Source organism: Streptomyces sp. NPDC087310, assembly GCF_044744405.1.
In the GTDB taxonomy this organism is placed as follows: Bacteria; Actinomycetota; Actinomycetes; order Streptomycetales; family Streptomycetaceae; genus Streptomyces.
Window position 1 is genome coordinate 291,341 of sequence record NZ_JBIUYF010000009.1, and the last position, 19,917, is coordinate 311,257.

The 19,917-nt window shown below is 72.2% G+C and carries 22 protein-coding genes; 9 read left to right on the forward strand and 13 right to left on the reverse strand.

Annotated features, from left to right (window positions below; all coding sequences use genetic code 11):
• The first annotated feature begins 157 nt into the window (after positions 1 to 157).
• A complete protein-coding gene (locus ACIO3P_RS32035; RefSeq protein ID WP_329826494.1) occupies positions 158 to 373 on the forward strand; it encodes a dodecin in 216 nt (71 codons plus the stop codon).
• Positions 374 to 465: 92 nt separating this feature from the next.
• On the opposite strand, the gene ACIO3P_RS32040 is transcribed toward ACIO3P_RS32035, so the two are convergent.
• The 4 genes from ACIO3P_RS32040 to ACIO3P_RS32055 all read right to left on the reverse strand — a co-directional run bounded on the left by ACIO3P_RS32040 (position 466) and on the right by ACIO3P_RS32055 (position 4,916).
• A complete protein-coding gene (locus tag ACIO3P_RS32040) occupies positions 466 to 1,410 on the reverse strand; it encodes a hypothetical protein (RefSeq protein ID WP_329826493.1) in 945 nt (314 codons plus the stop codon).
• Positions 1,411 to 1,505: 95 nt separating this feature from the next.
• Complete coding sequence (locus tag ACIO3P_RS32045; protein WP_329826492.1) at positions 1,506 to 2,252, reverse strand: succinate dehydrogenase/fumarate reductase iron-sulfur subunit; 747 nt, start codon at positions 2,250 to 2,252, stop codon at positions 1,506 to 1,508.
• Positions 2,249 to 4,207, reverse strand: coding sequence for a fumarate reductase/succinate dehydrogenase flavoprotein subunit (locus ACIO3P_RS32050; RefSeq protein ID WP_401850021.1), 1,959 nt, complete (start codon positions 4,205 to 4,207; stop codon positions 2,249 to 2,251). The genes ACIO3P_RS32045 and ACIO3P_RS32050 overlap by 4 nt, the downstream gene beginning before the upstream one ends.
• A gap of 1 nt (position 4,208) precedes the next feature.
• Positions 4,209 to 4,916 carry a succinate dehydrogenase gene (locus ACIO3P_RS32055; RefSeq protein WP_329826490.1) on the reverse strand — a complete coding sequence of 236 codons (708 nt, stop codon included), beginning with the start codon at positions 4,914 to 4,916 and terminating at the stop codon, positions 4,209 to 4,211.
• 93 nt (positions 4,917 to 5,009) lie between these two features.
• Between ACIO3P_RS32055 and ACIO3P_RS32060 the strand changes: the two genes are divergently transcribed.
• Positions 5,010 to 5,975, forward strand: a complete 966-nt coding sequence (locus tag ACIO3P_RS32060) for a LysR family transcriptional regulator (RefSeq protein ID WP_401850022.1) — start codon at positions 5,010 to 5,012, stop codon at positions 5,973 to 5,975.
• Here the strand turns inward: ACIO3P_RS32060 and ACIO3P_RS32065 are convergent.
• The 4 genes from ACIO3P_RS32065 to ACIO3P_RS32080 form a co-directional block, all read right to left on the reverse strand.
• Positions 5,945 to 8,113 carry an EAL domain-containing protein gene (locus ACIO3P_RS32065; protein WP_329826488.1) on the reverse strand — a complete coding sequence of 723 codons (2,169 nt, stop codon included), beginning with the start codon at positions 8,111 to 8,113 and terminating at the stop codon, positions 5,945 to 5,947. The genes ACIO3P_RS32060 and ACIO3P_RS32065 overlap by 31 nt on opposite strands.
• Positions 8,110 to 8,922 carry an SAM-dependent methyltransferase gene (locus tag ACIO3P_RS32070; RefSeq protein WP_329826487.1) on the reverse strand — a complete coding sequence of 271 codons (813 nt, stop codon included), beginning with the start codon at positions 8,920 to 8,922 and terminating at the stop codon, positions 8,110 to 8,112. The genes ACIO3P_RS32065 and ACIO3P_RS32070 overlap by 4 nt, the downstream gene beginning before the upstream one ends.
• 206 nt (positions 8,923 to 9,128) lie before the next feature.
• Positions 9,129 to 10,118: an SCO0930 family lipoprotein gene (locus ACIO3P_RS32075; protein WP_401850023.1), complete on the reverse strand. Its 990-nt coding sequence runs from the start codon at positions 10,116 to 10,118 to the stop codon at positions 9,129 to 9,131.
• Between the two features lie 299 nt (positions 10,119 to 10,417).
• Positions 10,418 to 10,756: a hypothetical protein gene (locus tag ACIO3P_RS32080; RefSeq protein WP_401850025.1), complete on the reverse strand. Its 339-nt coding sequence runs from the start codon at positions 10,754 to 10,756 to the stop codon at positions 10,418 to 10,420.
• A gap of 79 nt (positions 10,757 to 10,835) precedes the next feature.
• On the opposite strand from ACIO3P_RS32080, the gene ACIO3P_RS32085 reads away from it, so the two are divergent.
• The 3 genes from ACIO3P_RS32085 to ACIO3P_RS32095 all read left to right on the forward strand — a co-directional run bounded on the left by ACIO3P_RS32085 (position 10,836) and on the right by ACIO3P_RS32095 (position 12,467).
• Positions 10,836 to 10,979, forward strand: coding sequence for a hypothetical protein (locus tag ACIO3P_RS32085; protein WP_401850027.1), 144 nt, complete (start codon positions 10,836 to 10,838; stop codon positions 10,977 to 10,979).
• 14 nt (positions 10,980 to 10,993) lie between these two features.
• Positions 10,994 to 11,761 (forward strand): hypothetical protein, encoded by a 768-nt coding sequence (locus ACIO3P_RS32090; RefSeq protein WP_329826695.1) that lies wholly within the window; start codon positions 10,994 to 10,996, stop codon positions 11,759 to 11,761.
• Between the two features lie 175 nt (positions 11,762 to 11,936).
• Positions 11,937 to 12,467: a hypothetical protein gene (locus ACIO3P_RS32095; RefSeq protein WP_401850029.1), complete on the forward strand. Its 531-nt coding sequence runs from the start codon at positions 11,937 to 11,939 to the stop codon at positions 12,465 to 12,467.
• A 155-nt stretch (positions 12,468 to 12,622) separates the two neighbouring features.
• Here ACIO3P_RS32095 and ACIO3P_RS32100 read toward each other — a convergent pair whose 3' ends face one another.
• Entirely contained in the window at positions 12,623 to 13,108 is a 486-nt protein-coding gene (locus ACIO3P_RS32100) for a hypothetical protein (protein ID WP_329826484.1), read from the reverse strand.
• A gap of 331 nt (positions 13,109 to 13,439) precedes the next feature.
• Here ACIO3P_RS32100 and ACIO3P_RS32105 point away from each other — a divergent pair, with 331 nt between their 5' ends.
• Positions 13,440 to 14,102, forward strand: a complete 663-nt coding sequence (locus ACIO3P_RS32105; RefSeq protein ID WP_329826483.1) for a class F sortase — start codon at positions 13,440 to 13,442, stop codon at positions 14,100 to 14,102.
• 82 nt (positions 14,103 to 14,184) lie between these two features.
• On the opposite strand, the gene ACIO3P_RS32110 is transcribed toward ACIO3P_RS32105, so the two are convergent.
• Complete coding sequence (locus ACIO3P_RS32110; protein WP_329826482.1) at positions 14,185 to 15,069, reverse strand: polysaccharide deacetylase family protein; 885 nt, start codon at positions 15,067 to 15,069, stop codon at positions 14,185 to 14,187.
• A gap of 214 nt (positions 15,070 to 15,283) precedes the next feature.
• On the opposite strand from ACIO3P_RS32110, the gene ACIO3P_RS32115 reads away from it, so the two are divergent.
• Positions 15,284 to 15,742 (forward strand): universal stress protein, encoded by a 459-nt coding sequence (locus ACIO3P_RS32115; protein WP_329826481.1) that lies wholly within the window; start codon positions 15,284 to 15,286, stop codon positions 15,740 to 15,742.
• A 33-nt stretch (positions 15,743 to 15,775) separates the two neighbouring features.
• Here the strand turns inward: ACIO3P_RS32115 and ACIO3P_RS32120 are convergent, their stop codons facing one another.
• A complete protein-coding gene (locus tag ACIO3P_RS32120) occupies positions 15,776 to 16,945 on the reverse strand; it encodes a CapA family protein (protein ID WP_401850031.1) in 1,170 nt (389 codons plus the stop codon).
• A 308-nt stretch (positions 16,946 to 17,253) separates the two neighbouring features.
• Here ACIO3P_RS32120 and ACIO3P_RS32125 point away from each other — a divergent pair, with 308 nt between their 5' ends.
• Positions 17,254 to 17,832, forward strand: a complete 579-nt coding sequence (locus ACIO3P_RS32125; RefSeq protein WP_401850032.1) for a sigma-70 family RNA polymerase sigma factor — start codon at positions 17,254 to 17,256, stop codon at positions 17,830 to 17,832.
• Here the strand turns inward: ACIO3P_RS32125 and ACIO3P_RS32130 are convergent.
• Positions 17,769 to 17,993, reverse strand: coding sequence for a zf-HC2 domain-containing protein (locus ACIO3P_RS32130; protein WP_399288054.1), 225 nt, complete (start codon positions 17,991 to 17,993; stop codon positions 17,769 to 17,771). The two genes, ACIO3P_RS32125 and ACIO3P_RS32130, sit on opposite strands and share 64 nt — an antisense overlap.
• 142 nt (positions 17,994 to 18,135) lie before the next feature.
• Between ACIO3P_RS32130 and ACIO3P_RS32135 the strand changes: the two genes are divergently transcribed.
• Positions 18,136 to 18,696, forward strand: coding sequence for a hypothetical protein (locus ACIO3P_RS32135; RefSeq protein ID WP_329826477.1), 561 nt, complete (start codon positions 18,136 to 18,138; stop codon positions 18,694 to 18,696).
• Between the two features lie 9 nt (positions 18,697 to 18,705).
• On the opposite strand, the gene ACIO3P_RS32140 is transcribed toward ACIO3P_RS32135, so the two are convergent.
• Positions 18,706 to 19,896, reverse strand: coding sequence for a histidine kinase (locus ACIO3P_RS32140; RefSeq protein WP_329826476.1), 1,191 nt, complete (start codon positions 19,894 to 19,896; stop codon positions 18,706 to 18,708).
• Positions 19,897 to 19,917 lie beyond the last annotated feature (21 nt).

The window sequence follows — 19,917 nt, forward strand, 5'->3', positions numbered from 1 at the left end:
CGGATGGGGGTACGGGTATCCGTACCACTCTCCCAGAGGGCGGCGGGCGCCACCGTGGCCTCGCGGGGAACGGCCGGGTGGGGCACGGTGGAGTGACGCCGCGGCCCCCGCGACGTGTGAAGGCGTGAACGTGAAACCTGCAGAGGAGAACGGCCCCATGTCGCACCACACCTACCGGGTCACCGAGATCGTCGGCACCTCGCACGAGGGCGTCGACGACGCCATCCGCAACGGCGTCAGCCGCGCGGCCCAGACGCTGCGCGGGCTGGACTGGTTCGAGGTGACACAAGTACGCGGCCACATCGTCGACGGCGACATCGAGCACTACCAGGTCGGCATGAAGGTCGGATTCCGGCTCGACGACACGGAGTGACACTCCCGGGCGCGGCACGGAGTGCGGCTCCCGGGCGCGGCACGGAGTGCGGCTCCCGGGCGCCCACCGCCCGGCGGGCCGGAGACCGGCGCTCAGGCCGTGAACCCCGCGTGGACGTGGTCGTGATGGGTGGCGTCGCTGAAGAACTGGCCCGCGGCGCCGCCGGAGAGCTGGACCGGACCGCCCACGTTGTACGAGCCTGCCGCCGCCGCGTCCCGCATGAAGGTCTCCACGAGCCGGCGGGAGGTGGCCGGGTCCACGACCGCGTGGCCGTCGATCTGCCAGACGTCGAAGGCCCGGCCACGCGGGTGGTCGCTGGGCCGGTCGGTGCCGAAGACGTCCAGCGGATGGCCGGAGCGGATCACACTCACGTACATCCGGTACGTACCGGCCAGTCGGAGCAGTGCCCGCAGCACGCTCTCGTGGATGTGGCCGCTGCGGATGTCCGCCGCCGCGGCGGGCGGCAGGGTGATCCGCGACTCCGCCAGCACCTCGCGCGCGGCGGCGGGCAGCGCGGGGACGGCGGCGCCGGGCCTGGCCGGGTGGAGCGCGGTGACCTCCCAGCGGGGCCGCGCCCGGCTGAGCCGTACGTCCACGGTGGTACCGGTCGTGCCGGTCGGGTGGTCCGGGGTCCACTGCCGGCAGACCACCAGCACACTGGCCGAGGCCGCCAGGATCCCGCCGTACTGGGCGTCGATCACCTGGAGCACGGCCTCGTCGGCGGCGGGCAGCAGCGCCCCCGCCGCGTCCACGAGCGCCGGCGCCGCGCCCAGCGCGGCCACCCGCCGTTTCGCCGCCGCCGCGCCGCCCTGCCCGGCCGGCCAGGCGCCGATGGCCTCCACGACCTGTACGGCGCGCAGCTTGACGGCGGGGTCCACGTCGTCGCGGTCGGGCCGCCACGGGGTGGTCGTCGGCAGCGGTACGGACGGACGCGCCCGGACGGCGGCCCCCGTCCGGGCGCCCCCGGAGCACCCGGTGGCGGCCCCCGCCAGCAGCCCGCCGGTGCCCAGCAGCAGCGCCCGCCGTCCGAGTCCCATGGCTCCACCCGCTCCCTGGTCGTTCCTGTGCTCCAGGGTGCGGGACATCGGGCCCGGCCGCGCGCCGCCGCGCGCCGCCGGGGTCCGACGGGCCGTCAGCGGGCGACTTTACGGGTGGCCCGCAGCCACTCCTTGTTCATCGCCGCGATCGACGGCAGGGGGATCCCCTTCGGGCAGGCGGTGGCGCACTCCCCCGCGAGCGTGCAGCCGCCGAAGCCCTCCTCGTCCATGGTGGCGACCATGTCCAGGACGCGGGTCTCGCGCTCGGGCGCGCCCTGCGGCAGGACATTGAGGTGGTTGATCTTGGCCGAGGTGAAGAGCATCGCCGAGCCGTTGGGGCAGGCCGCGACGCAGGCGCCGCAGCCGATGCACTCGGCGTGCTCGAAGGCGGAGTCGGCGTCGGGTTTGGGCACCGGGGTGGCGTGTGCCTCGGGGGCGGCGCCGGTGGGGGCGGTGATGTATCCGCCGGCCCCGATGATCCGGTCGAAGGAGGAGCGGTCCACGACCAGGTCCTTGACGACGGGGAAGGCACCGGCCCGCCAGGGTTCGACGTCGATGGTGTCGCCGTCGTCGAAGTGGCGCATGTGGAGCTGGCAGGTGGTGGTGCGTTCGGGGCCGTGGGCGTCCCCGTTGATGACGACACCGCAGGCGCCGCAGATGCCCTCGCGGCAGTCGTGGTCGAAGGCCACCGGCTCGTCGCCCTTGAGGATCAGCTCCTCGTTGAGGGTGTCGAGCATCTCCAGGAACGACATGTCCTCGGAGATGCCGTCGAGCCCGTAGGTGACCATGGCGCCGGGGGTGTCGGCGTCGGGCTGGCGCCAGACGCGCAGGGTGAGCCTCATGCGTAGCTCCGCTGGGTGGGGTGGACGTACTCGAAGACGAGGTCTTCCTTGTGCAGGACGGGTGCGCTGCCCGTGCCTTTGAACTCCCAGGCCGCCGCGTACGAGAACTCCTCGTCCCGGCGGGCCGCCTCACCGCCCTCGGTCTGCGACTCGTCACGGAAGTGGCCGCCGCAGGACTCGGTGCGGTGCAGGGCGTCCAGGCACATCAGCTCGGCGAGTTCCAGGTAGTCGACGACGCGATTGGCCTTCTCCAGCGACTGGTTGAGCTGTTCGCCGGTGCCCGGCACCTTGATCCGGCGCCAGAACTCCTCGCGGATCTGCGGGATGCGGTCGAGCGCCTTGCGCAGCCCGCTGTCGGTGCGGGCCATCCCGCAGTGTTCCCAGAGGAGTTCGCCGATCTCCTTGTGGAACGACTCGGGCGTACGGTCGCCGTCGACCGCGAGCAGCAGCCGCAGCCGGTCCTCGGTGTCGGCGACGGCCTCGGCGACATCGGGGTGGGAGTCGTCGACCGTGTCGTGGTGCGGGTGGCGGGCGAGGTAGTCGTTGATGGTGGACGGCAGGACGAAGTAGCCGTCCGCGAGCCCCTGCATGAGGGCGGACGCGCCGAGCCGGTTGGCGCCGTGGTCGGAGAAGTTGGCCTCACCGATCGCGAACAGGCCGGGCACGGTGGTCTGGAGGTCGTAGTCGACCCAGAGTCCGCCCATGGTGTAGTGGATCGCCGGGTAGATCCGCATCGGGACCTCGTACGGGTTCTCGGCGGTGATCCGCTCGTACATCTCGAAGAGGTTGCCGTACTTCTCCTCGACGGCCCGGCGGCCGAGCCGGGCGATGGCGTCGGTGAAGTCGAGGTAGACGCCCTGGCCGCCGGGGCCGACACCGCGTCCCTGGTCGCAGACGTTCTTCGCGGCGCGCGAGGCGATGTCGCGGGGGACGAGGTTGCCGAAGGACGGGTAGATCCGCTCCAGGTAGTAGTCGCGCTCGTCCTCGGGGATCTCGGCCGGCGGGCGGGTGTCGCCGGGCGCCACGGGCACCCAGATCCGGCCGTCGTTGCGCAGCGACTCGCTCATCAGGGTCAGTTTCGACTGGTGGTCGCCGGAGCGCGGGATGCAGGTGGGGTGGATCTGGGTGAAGCAGGGGTTGGCGAAGTGCGCGCCGCGCCGGTGTGCCCGCCAGATCGCGGTGGCGTTGCTGTTCTTGGCGTTGGTCGACAGATGGAAGACGTTGCCGTAGCCGCCGGAGGCGAGGACCACCGCGTCGGCGAAGTACGGGGTGATCTCGCCGGTGATCAGGTCGCGGGCGACGATGCCGCGCGCCCGCCCGTCGATGACGAGCAGGTCGAGCATCTCGGTGCGGGCATGCATCTCGACGGCGCCGGCGGCGATCTGCCGGGAGAGCGCCTGGTAGGCGCCGAGCAGGAGTTGCTGGCCCGTCTGGCCGCGCGCGTAGAACGTACGGGAGACCTGGACGCCGCCGAAGGAGCGGGTGTCGAGGAGTCCGCCGTACTCCCGGGCGAACGGGACGCCCTGGGCGACACACTGGTCGATGATCTCGACGGAGACCTCGGCGAGCCGGTGCACATTGGACTCGCGGGCGCGGAAGTCGCCGCCCTTGACGGTGTCGTAGAAGAGCCGCTGGACGGAGTCGCCGTCGTTGCGGTAGTTCTTCGCGGCGTTGATGCCGCCCTGGGCGGCGATGGAGTGGGCGCGGCGCGGGGAGTCCTGGTAGCAGAACTGGACGACGCGGTAGCCCTGTTCGGCGAGGGTGGCGCCCGCGGCGCCGCCCGCGAGGCCCGTGCCGACGACGATCACGGTGTGTTTGCGGCGGTTGGCGGGGTTGACGAGCTTGGCCTCGAAGCGGCGCCGGTTCCACCGCTCGGCGACGGGCCCGTCCGGTGCCTTGGTGTCGGCGAGCGGCGCGCCGGTGGTGTACTCGGTGTAACGGGTGGGTTCGTTCATCTCAGCTCACCACTCCGGTCATGACGGCGACGGGTACGGCGACGAAGCCCGCGGTCAGCGCCAGCGCCAGCACGTCGGCCGTGGTCTTGAGAACACGGTCGCGGGCGGCGCTGCCCACGCCGAGGGTCTGCGCGGCGCTCCAGAAGCCGTGCCGGACGTGGAGCCCGAGGGCGACCATCGCGGTGATGTAGATCGTGTTGCCGTACCAGGTGGAGAAGGTGTCCACGACGTTCTGGTACGGATGGCCCGGCTGGAAGCCGCCGGGGTGCGCGGTGCCGGTCGTCAGGTCGAGGATGTGCCAGACGATGAACAGGGCGAGGATGATCCCGCCCCAGCGCATGGTGCGGGTCGCGTAGCTCGCGCGCGCCCGCCGGTGGACGTAGCGGCTGGGGCGCGCCGCGATGTCGCGGCGGCTGAGCTGGTACGCGCAGACCCCGTGCAGGACGACGGCGGCGACGAGGACGATCCGTACGAGCCACAGCGCCCACTCGTAGTGCAGCAGGGGCTCGCCCAGGGTGCGCAGCCAGTGGGCGTACCCGTTGAACTCGGACGCCCCGAAGAAGATCTTGAGATTGCCGAGCATGTGCGCGACGAGGTAGCCGAGCATGATCAGGCCGCTCACGGCCATGACCGTCTTTTTCCCGATCGTCGATCCCCAGAGGGTGCGGGGCATGGACGCCCGTTTGTCCGTCCGCGTTGCCAGAGCCATGTTCATGACGCTAGGCCGCCGCACCCGAGAGGTCCAAGACATGGTCCGGCTGATGTCCATAGACAGTGCCTATCGTGGACGTATCCTGGGGAGATGCAGTTCCAGCAGCTCGTCTATTTCGTGGCCGTCGCCGAGACCCGCCACTTCACCCGCGCCGCCGAGCGCGTGCATGTCTCACAGCCGTCGCTGTCGCAGCAGATCAGGGCGCTGGAGAAGGAGCTGGGCGCCGAGCTGCTGAGCCGCGCCCGGGGCAATGTCGCCCTCACCGACGCGGGCGAGGCGCTGCTCCCGCTGGCCCGGCGGATCCTCGCCGACGCGGAGACCGCGCGGGTCGAGGTCCAGGAGCTGGCGCAGCTCCGGCGCGGCCGGGTCAGGCTGGGCGCGCCGCCGAGTCTGTGCACCGGCCTGCTGCCCGAGGTGCTGCGCGCCTTCCATGATCAGCATCCCGGCATCGAGCTGCTGATCGAGGAGAGCGGTTCGCACGATCTGGTGCGGGAGCTGGCCCGCGGCGCGCTCGATCTGGCGCTGGTGGCGATGCCGCTGCCGGCCGCGTCCCCCGCGCTGACCACGGTCGAACTGCTCCACGAGGACCTGGTGGTGGTCTCCTCGCCCGGCGCCCCGGCCCCCAGGAGTCCGGTGCGGATCGCCGATCTGGAGGGCCGGCCGCTGGTGATGTTCCGGCACGGCTACGACCTGCGCGAGCTGACCGTGGCCGCCTGTCGGGCCGCCGGGTTCGAGCCGTCGTTCACCGTGGAGGGCGGCGAGATGGACGCCGTGCTCGGTTTCGTACGGGCCGAGCTCGGCATGGCGGTGGTGCCGAGCATGGTGGCGGCGCGGGCGCACGACCTGCGGGTGACGCCCCTGGCCAGGCCGGGGCTGAGCCGTACGATCGCGCTCGCCCACCGCAGCGACGTCGCCCCGCCGCGTGCCGCCCGGGAGCTGCAGAGGGTGCTGCTGTCCACGCAGGGCGAGGCCGGAACGGCGGCGGCCCGGACCGCGGGTTCGTCGCCGTCCGGCCGCCGCTCCGCTCAGACCGCGTCCGCCAGCGACAGGGTGTGAAGGTGCTCGGGCGGTCCCGGCCTGGCGTAGTACCAGCCCTGCGCCGTGTCGCAGCCCAGTCGGCGCAGATGTTCCGCCTGCGCCCCGGTCTCCACGCCCTCCACCGTCACGGCCAGCTCCAGGCTGTGCGCCAGGGAGACGATCCCCTCGACGATCTTCAGATCGACCGGGTCGGCCGGATGCTGCTGCATCCCCTGGGTGAAGGAACGATCCAGCTTGAGCACGCTCACCGGCAGCCGGCGCAGATTGGCCAGGTTGGAGTAGCCGGTGCCGAAGTCGTCGAGCGCGATGTCCACGCCCATCTCGGCGAGCTGGCGCAGCGGTTTGAGCAGATCCTCGTCGGCGCCGATCAGCGCCGACTCCGTGACCTCCAGGCAGAGCGCGCCCGGCGGCAGCCCGACCCGCTCCAGCACCTCGACCGTGTCGGCGACGAGTCCGGGGTGGTGGAGCTGGGCCGGGGAGAGGTTCACATTGATCCGCAGCGGTCCGCCGAGCGCGCCCTCCGGCAGCTCCTGCTGCCAGAACCGGGCCTGCCGTACGGACTGTTCCAGCACCCAGCGGCCGAGCGGCACGATCAGCCCGGTGTGCTCGGCGAGCGGGATGAACCGGTCCGGGCCGAGCACACCGTGCTGCGGATGGGACCAGCGCACCAGCGCCTCAGCGCCGTGCACGGTGCCGTCGTCGAGATGGACCAGCGGCTGGTACTCGATGAAGAACTCACCGCGTTCCAGGGCGGTCGGCAGCGCCGTGGTCAGCCCGTGCCGGGTGATGGCGCGGGCGTCGGCCTCCGGGTCGGCCAGCTCGAAGCGGTTGCCGCCCGCCGCCTTGGCCCGGTACATGGTGATGTCCGCGCTGCGCAGCACCTCCGCGGGGCTCCGCCCGGCGGCCGGTCCCTCCACGATGCCGATGGAGCCGCGTACGGTGAACTCCCGGCCCTCCAGCCGGATCGGGGTGGTCAGCACGCCGAGGATCCGGGAGGCGAGGTCGGTCACCTCGCTCTCGGTGCCGGGCCCGGTCGTCAGGGCCACGAACTCGTCGCCGCCGATCCTGGCCACCATCTCGCCCGGCGCGGTGGCGCACGACTGGAGCCGGTCCGCGACCTCGACCAGCAGCCGGTCGCCCGAGGAGTGGCCGAGGCTGTCGTTGATCGCCTTGAAGCCGTCGAGATCGAGGTAGCAGAGGCCGAAGCGCGCGTCGTCGCCCGCGGCGAGCGTCTTCTCCAGGCGCTCGAAGAACAGCGTCCGGTTGGGCAGTCCGGTCAGCGCGTCGTGGGTGGCCTCGTACCGCAGCCGCAGATTGAGCAGCCGCCGCTCGGTGGTGTCCTCCATCAGCGCGAGCTGGTACTGCGGGGCGCCCTCGGGGTCCCGGAGCAGCGAGAGCGTCAGATTGGTCCAGAGCACGGTGCCGTCGTTGCGGTAGAACGCCTTCTCGACCCGGAAGTGCTCACGCTCGCCGCGCACCAGTTCGCCGTACAGACGCCACACGTGGGGGCCGTCCTCGGGATGGACCCACTCGCTCACGTTGCGGCTGCGGACATGGTGTTCGAGCCCGCCGAACATCTCGGTGAGGGTGTCGTTGACCTCCAGGACGTTGCCGTCGAGGTCGGCGATGCCGATCCCGATGGCCGCGCCCTCGAAGACCGCGTGGAAGCGGGCCTGGGTGGCGTGGAGCGCGTCCTCCGCGTCGCTGCGCGCCGCCAGCGCGGAGCGTGCGACGGCCTCCTGCTCGGCGAGGGTCCGCTCCCGCAGGGCCAGGGCGTACCCGGCGGCCAGGGCGTGCTGGAGACGGGCGCACCGGGCGCGGCTCTCCTCCCCGGGCAGTTCGTCCGTACCGCAGTACAGGACCAGGTACGAGTCGATGACGCCGAGGGTACGGCTCAGGGCCTCGGGGTCGGTGCAGTGCGCGGCGACCAGGGCGGTGCCCGCCGCTCCCGCGGGGGTGCTGTCGAAGGGGCGGGCGTGCAGCGCCTCGCGCAGCGTGCGGGCCAGCGGCAGCAGGCACTCCTCGAACTCGGCGCGCGTGAGCGACGTGGCCGTCGCCGGGAAGATCGCCCGGCTCCAGATCGTCGCGAACCTTCTGAGTCTGTCCTCCAGGCCGTCCGGGTCCGCCGGGCCCGGCTCCTGCCCCTGCTCCCTCACGCCTTGCGTCCCACTCCGGCGAAGCCCGAGTAGGCGTACGGATCCTCCTGGTCGGCGGGGCTGCCGGGGCGCCAGTCGGGCATGGACACCAGGCCGGGCCTGACCAGCTCGAAGCCGTCGAAGAAGCGGGCTATCTGCTCGCGGGAGCGCATCACCAGCGGGCTGCGGGTCTCCGTGTAGACGGCGACGGCGGCGTCCGTGTCCTCCACGGAGGCCGGGACGCCGTCGTAGGAGGCGTGGGTGACGGTGATGAGGCTGCCGGGGGCGAGCGCGTCGCGCAGTTCGGCCACGGCCCGGTAGGGCTGGTCCTTGTCCTCCAGGAAGTGCAGGACGAAGTTGAGCAGCACCGCCACGGGCCGCTCCAGGTCGAACAGCCCGGCGGCCTCCTGGCTGTGCAGGATCTTGCGGGGCTCGCGGAGATCGGCGTTCACGACGGCGGCGTTGGCGTTGCCTTCGAGGACGGCCCGGCTGTGGGCGACGGCGACCGGGTCGTGATCGACGTAGAGCACCTTGGCGTCCGGGTCGAGCGAGGCGGCGACTTCGTGGACATTGCCGAAGGCCGGAATCCCGGATCCGATGTCGAGGAACTGGCCGATGCCTTCGGCGGACGCGAATTCCACGGTGCGGCGCATGAACGCGCGGTTCGCTTTCATGATCTTGGGAAGTCCCGGCATGAACCCCATGGCCCGGCGCGCGGCTTCCCTGTCCACCTCGAAATTGTGCGAACCGCCCAGATAGTAGTCATAAATGCGGGAAACGCTCGGCACCGAAATGTCGATGCCCTGCGGGGCCCAGGCGGGACGCTCCATCGATGTCTCCAACAAGTCGCCACGGGGTGCGGCCTGATAACGGCCGGTTGTTCGAGCCGAGGCTACTGATCGACCGCCAAGAGAGCGAGCCCAAACGGAAATTAGCGATCCGTTCTTGGTCACATACAGTCGGCATGTGCATGTGGTCCGCCGCCACACCGAGGAGTGTGACGGCGGACCGTTGGGTCGGAGACGCGGCGTGGGGACTACTCGGACGCTCCGACCAGCTCATTGTCGGGAGTGACGGCGAACCAGGTGCCGCCGACGCCCTGACCGTTGGTGTCGCCGGGCTTCTTGTCGCCCACAAAGGTGTAGATGGGCGAGCAGTTGAGGGTCTGCTGCTTGATTCCGTCGGGCCGGTCGAAGGTGACGAAGCCCTTGGTGGTGACGCCGTCGACGTCGTTCTTGGAGACGGGGGCGACCACCGGCCACTTGTCGAGGCAGGCGCCGGTGCACGCGGTCTTCATCGGCCACGCCGTGTCCTTCGTGAACCGGTAGACCGTCATGCCCTTCGCGTCCACCACGACGTCGCCGAGCTTCGGGTCCTTGCGGACCGAGAGGCCCGCCAGGTCGCCCGAGGGCTCCTCGGCCGCGGCGCCCGAACCGCCGCCGGCGGCCGCCGGGGATGCCTTCTTGCCGTCGGGGGCGGACGCGAACCAGGTGCCGCCCACGGCCTGGCCCTTGGCGTCGCCGGGGCTGGTGTCCTTGACGTAGCGGTACATCGGCCAGCCGTCGACGGTGAGTTGCTTGGTCCCGTCGGCCCTGGTGACCTCACCGAGCAGGGATGCCTCGGTGCCGGCGGCGGCCTTGGCGTCGCCCGCGGTCACGACGGGCCACGTGGTGGCGCAGTCGCCCTCGCAGTTGGACTTCGGCGGGGCCGGAGTGTCCTTGTCGAAGCGGTAGAGGGTGAAGCCCTCACTGTCGGTGAGGACCTTGCCGAGCTTCTTGCTGTCCCACACGGCGAGTTGCCCCGCGGGCTTGGCCGCTGCCGCCGTGCCGGCCCCGGCGGCGCCGGCCCCCGTCCCCGCCCCGGCGCCGGTGTCCGCGCCGTATCCGCTGTCGGCGGCGCCGGCCGGGTTCGCGGCGCCGACGGACTGTCCGTTGGTGTTGGTGCCAGGGTCCTGACCGCACGCCGTCGTCAGGGCCAGTACGGCCGCCGCGGTGACCGCGAGCGAGGCGTTCCGCCAGGTGTTCATGTCAACTCCTGATATCCATGGGCCGGTTGAGGCGCTCGGGTGCGCTGCTCATGGTCCTAAGTACGGAACGGAGGCGGCATCCCGTTCAACGCGGCCGGAAAAAACTTCCGCGGCGTGTTCTCGCCGGTGCCAAATACCCCCTATCAGGGGGAATCCGAGCAACTTCCGGCGTGCCGGGGCCCGATCATGACCAAGCTCCTGCCCGTGTATGGATCGCTCGTCGGACGGCTGCTCACAGCCGCCGCACTCATCTCGCTGTCGGCCGCCGCCCCGGCGCCCGCCGCGGCGGACAGTTGCGCCTACGCCTCGACCGGTACGGGCGACGCGGTGGAGGTGGTGGCCGTGGCGGGCAGTGGCGGCTGCCGGCCGACACCGACGCCTCCCCCGCCACCCGAACCACCGCCGAAGCCACCACCCCCACCACCTCCGCCTCCACCACCACCTCCTCCGCCACCGCCGCCTCCCCCGCCGACGCCGCCACCACCGCCGCCACCGCCCGTGGTGGTCACGCCGAAGCCGCCGCCCCCGCCCGTCGTCCGGCCCACCCCGCGACCGCCCCGCCCGGCACCGGCACCGCCGCCCGCCGCCGCGCCCCGGCCGCGTCCGGTGACCGTCGCGCCCGCGCCGCCCCGTCCCACGCCGCCCCCACCCGCTCCCTCTCCGACACCGAGTCCGAGCCCGAGCCCGACCCCGTCCGCCGAACCGTCGCCGCCCGCCGTGGCCCTGCCGGCCTACCGCCAGGCGACCCGTCAACAGCCGCCGAGCGGCACCTCCCCCGTCCTGCGGATGCTTCTGATCACGGCCCCCGCCGTACTCGCCGCGGCCGTGCTGCGCCCCCGCTCCCGCTCCCGTTCCCGCTGATCCACGGAGGTCCCATGTCGGACTGGCTCGTCCTGGGCATCGCGATGGCCGCCGCCTGCGCGGTCGTCCTCACCATCGTCATCTTCAACAACCGGGGCGTCAGCGAGGAAGCCGACGACCCCGCCGATGTCCCCGGGGTCATGGACTACATGACCATGATGATCGGCGTGGTCTACGCGATCGTCCTCGGCCTCGCGATCGCCGGCGTCTGGGAGGCCAGGGGCGCCGCCCAGGAGTCGGTACGCCAGGAGGCGCAGGCGCTCCACGAGATCCAGCAGCGCGTACAGGTCTACCCCACGGAGGTACGGGAGCAGATCCGCGGCGACGTCGACGCGTACGTCTCGTACGTCGTGCACACCGAGTGGCCGCACATGTCCCGGCACGAGGCGCTCAGCGCGAAGGGCACCCAACTCCTCGACAAGCTGCGCGCCGATGTCTCGCAGTACGCGCCGCGCACCGACCTGGAGGGCCAGGCATACCAGCCGCTGGTCGACCAGGTGGCCGCCGCCGACGACGCCAGAGGCGCCCGCGGACAGAACGCGGGCGACACGATGCCGGGGGTGGTCTGGTTCGGCCTCATCATCGGCGCGGTGGTCACCGTGGGGATGATCTTCGTCCTCCAGATCCGCCGCTCGTTCCGTGAACTGCTGCTCGCGGGGCTCTTCAGTGTGCTGATCGCCTTCCTCCTCTTCCTCATCTGGGACTTCGACGCCCCGTACGGGCGCGGCATCGGCGCGACCACGGCGCCGTTCCTCGAACTGTTCCCGCAGATCGGCCGCTGACCGGCGGCGAACGGGGTACGGCCGTCCGCCACCCGGGGGACGGCCGTGCCCCATTCGCCCGTCAGCGATCGCGGCTGTGGTAGGGCGCTCCTAGCGTTTCCGGCATCGAGGCGCACGTACCGGCTTCTGTGGAAATAGGTTCCACTGCTGCTCCTCGGGGACCCGGAGGCTCATCATGCGCGCGATACGTGCCACGACCACCGCTCTGCTGGGAGTGGCCGCACTCGCCCTGACGGCGCCCACCGCGGTCGCGGCGGTGCACGGCGGCTCCACGCCGTTCGGATTCACCGTCACACCCTCCACCGTGGCCCCGGGCGGGAGGGTGACCCTCGGCGTCACCAACTGCGCGTCCTCCGCGACCGCTTCCTCCGCGGTCTTCGACACCGTGAACATCCCCACGGGCCGTACGGGAACCGCCACCGTGGACTGGGACGCGAAGCGGGGCGCGGTGTACCAGGTCTCGTTCACCTGCAACGGGACGACGGGCCGCACCAACCTCACCGTCGCGGCCTCGGCGACCACCTCGACCCGCGCGCCGACCGTGTCCGCCACGAGCGTCGCGCCCGCCGGGGTACGGGGCGGTCTGGGCGGCAGCATGGGCGGTGTCGGTACGGGTGAACTCGCCGCGGGCACGGCGCTCGTGGTGGCCGCCGCGGCCGGAACGGTCTGGACCGCGCGCCGACGGGCGGAGGGCCGCGGCCACTGACCACACCCGCGCCCTCGCACCCGCCCGGCGCCCGACGCCGGACGCCCGTCGCCCCGAGCCACGTTCCGGCTCGGGGCGACGGGCGTCCGGCGTCCGCGCTCCTCCTTGCCCGTTCGGGCGCTCCCGGCCGGGGCGGCCCGCCGGGACCCGTCCGGTCAGACGCCCACGGTGTGCAGGCGCCGGCGGCGGGTGAGGAAGAACGATCCGCCGACGGCCGCCGCGGCGACCAGGCCGCCGCCGAGCGCCATCTCCGTGGAACTGGGGCCGACGGAACCGCCGAGCCCGCCGAGCGCGCCCCGCCCCTCCAGCACCCGGAACTGGTGCGTGACGGTACGGGGGTCGTCGCTGCACCGGACCGCCAGGTTGTAGTGACCGGGCGTGGTGAAGTCGTGGATCCGGGCGCGCGCCGAGGAGTGTCCCGACGAGTTGACGGACAGTTCGACCCGGGAGAAGGCGTTGGAGGTGACCGTGCCTCCGTGACCGCAGCCCTCCACCCGGATGTGGAGTGTGCCGCCCCGGTGGACCTCGAACGGGTTGACGGAGACATCGCGGGGGCCATTGGTGGCGCCGGCCAGCGGAGCGGAGAGCGCCACGGCCGCGCAGGCGGTCGCGGTCACCGCGAGAGCGCGTGAAGCACGCATCGTTGAACCTCCAGCGGAAGACGCCCCAAAGCGGCGCTCCGGGAAATTCGACGAGAACGCCTTCCATGACGAACCCTCACGGGGCAACCGGAAGCGCGCATTTCGACCCGGTACGCGCAGGTGTGCCGACACGCCGTCAGAAAGCCGTCCGGCCGGGCAGAGCCGCAGGTCACGGACCGTCAGAAGTTTTGTCGGCGGATTACTCGGTTGGAGCGTTCCGGTTACTCGCTTGGGGTACTCCGGGCACCCGCACCACCCGTTCGCCCGCCAGTGATCGCCGGTCGGCCGCTCCGCCCTTACCGTGCGTGCAGGCGTCCACGAAGGGAGAACCATGGGCCAGGACCATCACGCCCCGGAGTCGAGGAAGCGCTCGCCCTGGGGCGTACTGGCTCTCGTCATGCTCACGGGAATCGCCGTGATGCGCAACGGGGTGGACGTACCGCTGGGACCGCCGCAGCCGGCGGCCGCTGCGGCGCCGGTCAGCAGGCCCGACCCGGCCGCCCTGGCCACCTCGGCACTGCCGGACATCAAACCGCTGCCGTACGCACCGATGTCCCGGATCCGCATTCCGGCGATCAAGGTGGACGCGCCGGTGATGGACGTGGGGCTCGACCCGGACGGCTGGGTCGCCGCGCCGCCCCCGCAGGACCCCAATCTGGCCGGCTGGTACCAGAACGGAGTGTCACCGGGGCAGCGCGGTACGGCGGTGGTCGTCGGCCATGTCGACAACCAGGCGGGTCCCACCGTCTTCTACGGTCTGGGCGCGGTGGCGAAGGGCCGGCACGTCGAGGTCGACCGGTACGACGGCAGCACCGCCGTGTTCGAGGTGTACGGGGTCGAGGTCTTCGCCAAGAACGACTTCCCCGGCTCCCGGGTCTACGGCGACACCGGCCACGCCGAGCTGCGGGTGATCACCTGCGGCGGCGGTTACTCCAGGACGCGGGGGTACGACGGCAACGTCGTCGTCTTCGCCCGGATGGTCGGCACCCGCTGACGGCAGGGGGCCGGTCCCGCGGTGGGACCGGCCCCGTACCCACGCACCGCCGTACACACCCCCGTCCCCCGCCCCCGGCGGTTCAGCGGTGCGGCACCGCGATGCGGTAGCCCTCGTCCAGCAGCCGGGGCAGATACCGGCGCAGCGCCGTCACGCTCTGCGAGCGGTCGCCGCCCGCGTCGTGCGAGAGGATGACGACGCCCGGTCCCGCGCCGTCCAGCACCCTGCGGACGATCGTCCGGGTGCCGGGTGTGGTCCAGTCGAGGGAGTCGACGGTCCAGGCGAGGGGTTCCATGCCCATCTCAGCGCCGAGTTCGAAGGAGTGCCGGTTCCAGGCGCCGTACGGCGCGCGGTACCAGAGCGGCGCGGCCCCGACGGTCTCCTCGACCACCTCGCTGGTCCGTTCCAGCTCACCGCGGATCCCGGAGCGGGTGAGCTTGGTCATCTGCGGATGCGACCAGGAGTGGTTGCCGATGACATGGCCGTCGTCGGCGATCTCCCGCAGCAGGTCGCGGTGGACGTCGACCATCTCGCCGCAGACGAAGAACATCGCCCGGACGTCGTGGTCGCGCAGGGTGCGCAGGATGCCGGGGGTGTACGCGGGGTCGGGTCCGTCGTCGAAGGTGAGCACCATGGTGTGGCCCAGTTCGGGCAGTTCGAGGAAGGGCTTGTGGCGTACGGGGGGCAGGGGTCTGCCGAGGCCGCTCGGCGCCCCTTCGGTCATGGGCTGGAGCCGGTACGCGGAGGGCCGCAGCCCGACGCCGGCCGGCGGCCCCGCGGCGCCCTGCGGGGGCAGGTCCGGCACCGGCACCGGCACCTCCGGCCCCGCCGCGGGCGGCGGCCCGGCGGGGCGGCCCGGTGTCCCGGCCTCGCCCGCGGTCAGCAGCCGGGCGGTGACCGCGACGCCGAGACAGGCGGCGAGCCGCAGCACCCCACGGCGCCCCAGAATCATCTGATCCTTTTTCATGACCAATGGTTCGTACGGCGGATGCTCCGCGCCGTTCACCAACACTGGTTATCCCGGGGAAAGCACCCGATGGGATGAGGGAGGGAGCCCGACCCGGCCCCCGCGCGCCGGCGGGAACGGCAGTGTCTCACGGGACGGTCGGCCCGGTGGGGACCGTGCCGGGCCGGGCGGCCCGGCGCCGGGCGGCCCGACCAGAGCGGATAGCCTGCGTGCCGTGACTCAGCAGCCAACCGAATTCGAACGCGGGACCGACGGCCCGAAGGTGATCGTCGTCGGTATGGACGGTTCCCAGTCCTCGTTCCGTGCCGCCGCGTACGCCAGTGGTCTCGCCCGGCGGCAGAACGCGCTGCTGGCGATCGTCTACGTACAGCCCGTGCTGGCGGCGGGCGCCGCCCTGGGGGCCCCGGTCGCCGAGACGACCGGGGAGATCGCCGAGGGTCTGGTGGCCGAGATCCGCGGATCGCTGGAGCGGGTCAAGGACACCTGGGACGTCCGCTGGGAGTTCCACACCTTCCACGGGGATCCGTACAACGGCCTGGTCACCGCCGCCGAGGAGCTGACGGCGGACGCGGTGGTGGTCGGCGCTTCGGAGTCGGCGGGACACCGGTTCGTCGGTTCGGTGGCGGTACGGCTGGTCAAGGCGGGCCGCTGGCCGGTGACCGTCGTCCCGTAGGGGCCTGGTCGGAGCGGGCGTCCACCGTTCCCGTCAGCCGTCGCCCTCGGTCAGTCCGTCGGCGGCGGCGCCGCGGCTCAGCACCGCAGCGGTGATCGACGACCTGGCCTCCTGGTAGTCGTCGCGGTCGGGCTCGTCGCGCAGGGCGCGCGGCAGGCTGACGACGCGGCCGGACGTGAGGTCCATGAGCTGCGGGACGAACTCGGCCTTCTCGACGCGCCAGCGCTGCCCCGGCGCGGCGGGCGGCGCGAAGGTGAAGCGGCCGATCGAGCCCTGGTTGCCGCGTCCGTCCTGGTCGCCGTCGTCGTTGGCCATCGTGCCGGCGATCTGGTCGCCCATCCCGTAGATGATCCAGGTCCCGTTGACCTTCTCGTACGCCTGCGGGACATGGGCGTGGGTGCCGAGGATCAGGTCGATGTCGGGACGGCCCCCGGTGCGGGACGCGGTGAGCTTCCGGCCGAGGTCGAGCTGGTCGTCGTCCGGGTCGGTCTGCCATTCGGTGCCCCAGTGCAGGCTGACCACGACGACATCGGCGCCCGCCGTGCGGGCGGCGCGCGCGTCGGCGACGATCCGGCGTTCGTCGATGAGGTTGACGGCCCAGGGCTGCCCATCGGGGAGCGGCTGGTCGTTGACGCCGAAGGTGTACGCGAGCTGCGCGACCCGGGCGCCGCCCGCGGTCAGCAGGGCGGGGCGGCCGGCCTCGGCCGCGGAGCGCGCCGAGCCCGTGTGCTTCACCCCCGCCTTGTCGAAGGCGCCGAGGGTGCGGCGTACGCCGTCGGCGCCGTCGTCCAGGGCGTGGTTCGAGGCGGTGGAGCAGGAGTCGTAGCCGGTGGCGCGCAGGCCGGCGGCGATCTGGGGCGGGGAGACGAAGGCCGGGTAGCCGGAGAACGGCCCTTCCTCCTCGCCGTACACGGTCTCCATGTGGCAGATCGCCAGATCGGCCCCGGACACGACCGGTTTCACCCCGGCGAGCATGGGCCGGAAGTCGTAACCGTCACCGTCCGCTGCCTCGTTGCCCCACGCGATGACGGAGTCGTGCGGCAGGACATCGCCGGAGGCCACCAGCGTGAAGCCGCGCTGCGCGGCGGGGCCGTGTGCCGGTGGTCCGTGCGGGGCGGGCGGCTGTCCGGGGCCGGCACAGGCCGCCGTGGTGCCGAGGAGCAGGGCGGCGGCCACGGCTCCCTGTCGGATGCGCTGGGTCATCGGGTGGGCTCCGGTTTCCGTGAAGGGGCGCGAGTTGGCGGACGGGACGGTGGAACAAAAGGGCGGAATACCAACCCAATGAATCCATATAGTCATATAAATGCATGTCAAGGAGCCAAGCCGACAGCACGCCCGAATGGGGCCGAACGCCACCGCCCGACCGTTCACCGCACCACTCGCCGCAGTGAGCGACCGCTCGTCGCAGATCTCGGTGCGCTCCCTGTCCCTCGGCGCCGCCATGGGTTCGTATACGGCAGGCGGCAGCGCACACCGCAGGACAGCGACCCCGACGGGAAAGGGCGTTCACCATGACCACCGCCACGGCCACGGAGACGACCGACGAGCGGGCGCTGACGGAGCTTCAGCGCGACCACGGGCCCGCCCTGCTGAACTTCCTGCTGGGGCTCACCTACGGCGACCGGCAGCGGGCCGAGGATCTGCTCCAGGAGACCCTGGTACGGGCCTGGCTCCACCCCGAGGCGTTCGAGGGGCCCTTCGAGTCGATGCGGCCCTGGCTCTTCACCGTCGCCCGCAGGCTGGCGATCGACGCGCGCCGCTCACGCCTCGCGCGCCCCCCGGAGGTCAGCGACGGGACCCTCGCCGCCACGGCCGACCCCGAGGACCGTACGGAGAGCACGGTCGCGGCGCTCGACGTACGCCGGGCGGTCCGGGCGCTGAGCCGTGAGCACCGCGCGGTGCTGGCCCAGATCTACTTCCGCGGACTGAGCGTGAACGAGGCGGCGCGGGTGCTGGGCATCCCGCCCGGCACGGTCAAGTCCCGCTCGTACTACGCCCTGCGGGCGCTCTCCCGCGAGCTGCCCGGCTACAGCAGGTCGCCCTCGTCCAGCAGCGCGAGCAGCGACGGCGCGTCGGCCACCTCCAGATAGGCGGCGCCGCACGCGTCGCACCCCGCGAGGTGGTCCGCGACCCGCCGGTCCTCCGCCGGCTCCAGCGCCTCCAGCACATAGGCACCGAGAAGCGACCGCACATGCGGACCGGAATCGTCCGCTCCATCGCCGGGCGCGTCACTCTCGGCCTCACCCGTCACAATCCGCTCCCGTCCGCCGCCGGATCCTGCTCTTCTGGCCACGCGGGGCGGTCTCCGCCGGTTCAATGCTCCCTTAAGACCGACCGGCAATTGGTGGTCGGTCCCAGCAGGCTTCGGGGGAGGAAAGGAAGGCGGAAAAGCAATGCGTCCGGAATGTACCGAAGGGGCCGGCGGCGGCCTTCTGGTGCCCATGGCTTGGATGTACGCCGAGTACATCGCCGACGAGCTGCTGCGCACCGGGGATCTGATGCCGCCGACGACACTGGAGTACCGGGCGGGCCGGGACGCGCTCGCCCTGACCATTTTCCTCTCGGACGGCTCGGTGGGCGGCCCGCGTGTCGTGGCCAGGATGGAGGAGTGGCGCTCACTGACGGCGTACGGGACGTCCTGGCGGGACTGGGTGTGCGGACGCCTGGACCTGCTGGAGGCGGCCGACTTCGAGTCGGCCTCGGAGGTTCGCGACCCCGATCTGGCGCTGGCCGGTGACGCCTGGCGCTGGCTGGAGGAGACGGAGCTGCTGGCGCCGGACCTCGACGCGGTGGCGCCACCGCGCGGGAGCGCGCTCCGCCCGGGTGGTTCCGCGGCGGAACCGGCCCCGGAGTGCACGGGCGAGTTCCCGGGAGAGGAGGAGGGGCCGCGGGTGTGGACCCCGGCCTGGCAGCTCGGGCTGCCGCTGGGCCATCTCGCGATCCATCTCTTCTGACCCCGCCGGTCAGGTGCCGTGCACCCCCGCGCGGTACTTGGGCACCCGTACCGTGATCTTCATACCCGCGCCGACCCCGGTCTCGATGACCAGGCCGTACGCGTCGCCGTAGACCTGGCGCAGCCGCTCGTCCACGTTGAGCAGCCCGATGCCGGTGGCGGCGTCGCCCTCGCCGCGCAGGATCCGGCGCAGCCGGTCCGGCTCCATGCCGACCCCGTCGTCCTCGATCACCACCTCCGCCTCGGCGCCCGCGTCGAGCGCGCTGATGGTGATCCGGCTCGTGGTGACGGCGCCTTCGAGTCCGTGTTTGACGGCGTTCTCGACGAGCGGCTGGAGACAGAGGAACGGCAGTGCCACGGGCAGCACTTCGGGGGCGATCTGCAGGGTGACCGAGAGCCGTTCGCCGAACCGGGCCCGGACGAGGGCCAGATACTGGTCGATGGAGTGGAGTTCGTCGGCGAGGGTGGTGAACTCGCCGCGCCTGCGGAACGAGTAGCGGGTGAAGTCCGCGAACTCCAGCAGGAGTTCACGGGCCCGTTCCGGGTCGGTGCGGACGAACGAGGCGATGGCGGCGAGCGAGTTGAAGATGAAGTGCGGGGAGATCTGTGCCCGCAGCGCCTTGATCTCCGCCTCGATCAACCGGGTGCGGGAGCGGTCCAGTTCGGCGAGTTCGAGCTGCACGGAGACCCAGCGGGCCACCTCGCCGGCCGCGCGGGCGAGCACCGCGGACTCGCGCGGCGCGTAGGCGATCAGGGTGCCGAGCACCCGGTTGTCGACGGTCAGCGGGGCCGCCACGCCCCAGCGCAGCGGGCAGTCGAGATCGTCGCAGCCGTCGCTGAAGGCCGTGCCGCGCCCGCTGGCGAGCAGTTCCCGGGCCCGCTCCATCGCCCGCTCGGCGTGGTGTCCGCCGAGCCCGTCCCAGGCGAGGACCCGCTCGCGGTCGGTGAGGCAGAGCGCGTCCGTGCCGAGCAGGGAGCGCAGCCGGCGGGCGGCCTTGCGGGCGCTCTCCTCGGTGAGGCCGGCCCGGAGCGGGGGCGCGGCGAGCGACGCGGTGTGCAGGGTCTCGAAGGTGGCGTGCTCGACGGGGGTGCCGACGTCGCTGGTCCGCTCGGGGCGCGCGGTACGGCGGCCGAGGACGAAGCCGCCCGCGAGGAGCAGCGGGCCGAGCACGATCAGCACGGCGAGGGCGGCTCCGCTCATCGCGCGCCCCCTGCGGCTCCG